The sequence below is a fragment of the Rhodoplanes sp. SY1 genome (assembly GCF_046000175.1).
Classification (GTDB): domain Bacteria; phylum Pseudomonadota; class Alphaproteobacteria; order Rhizobiales; family Xanthobacteraceae; genus Rhodoplanes.
Map to the genome: position 1 here is coordinate 1 of NZ_JBEOMB010000547.1, position 761 is coordinate 761.

The 761-nt window shown below is 70.6% G+C and carries 2 protein-coding genes; both read right to left on the reverse strand.

Annotated features, from left to right (window positions below; all coding sequences use genetic code 11):
• Positions 1-345, reverse strand: a 345-nt coding sequence (locus ABTU92_RS30860) for a hypothetical protein (protein ID WP_408095325.1), incomplete at its 3' end; no start/stop codon positions are given.
• 10 nt (positions 346-355) lie between these two features.
• Positions 356-761, reverse strand: a 406-nt coding sequence (locus tag ABTU92_RS30865; RefSeq protein WP_408095326.1) for a hypothetical protein, incomplete at its 5' end; no start/stop codon positions are given.

The following is a 761-nucleotide window of genomic DNA, read 5'->3' on the forward strand; positions in this document are numbered from 1 at the left end:
GGTCTTCTCGTCCTTGCTGCCGAATCCCGCCCGCACGAAGGTCGATGCTGCGATCCGCGCCTCCGCATCGAGGAGCTGCAGCGTCACGCGCCGCTCTCCCTGCGGCCGGCCGGTCACCTCGAGCTGGGTCGTGAGTCGTCCCGGCACGAGGTCGACCGCGAGATAGTAGCTCACCGGTCCGGCGGCGCCGGGCAGTGTCCCGGTGACGCGCCCGCTCGCCGGATCGATGGGGCTCGGCCGCATGATCGAGGTGGAGAGGTCCTGGGCCAGCGCGGAGCCGGCGACCGCCACGGCGGCGAGCACCGGGGCAACGAAGGCGAGCAGCGTTCGGTTGAAGCCGTGCATCGTCGCCCCCTCACCGGCCGCCCGAGAAGGCGTCGCCGCCGAGCTCGACCTTGAACGACGTCGTCTCACCGCCTTCCATCTTCACCCGCACCACCCAGCGGCCGGAGCGATCGATCGGGAAGCTCTTGGTCGCGTCGGCGCTCGCGTCGGTGCGCGACAGGTGATAGCTCTTGTCGGGACGCCCCTTGTCGTCGAGCAGCGAGATCTCGATCCACTTCATCGCGCCGGCGCGGCCCGTCAGTGTGGTCTGGGTGAGCAGCGTGCCGGCTTTCAGATCGGCGGCGTAATAGTAGTACGAGTAGCTCTCGCCTCCCGGGAACCGCGCCGTGATCACGCCGTCCGCCCCGACGGGGGTCGGCGACAGGAAGGACCGCGACGGCATCGCCGTCGCCACCGGCGTCACGTTCGGCAGCGCC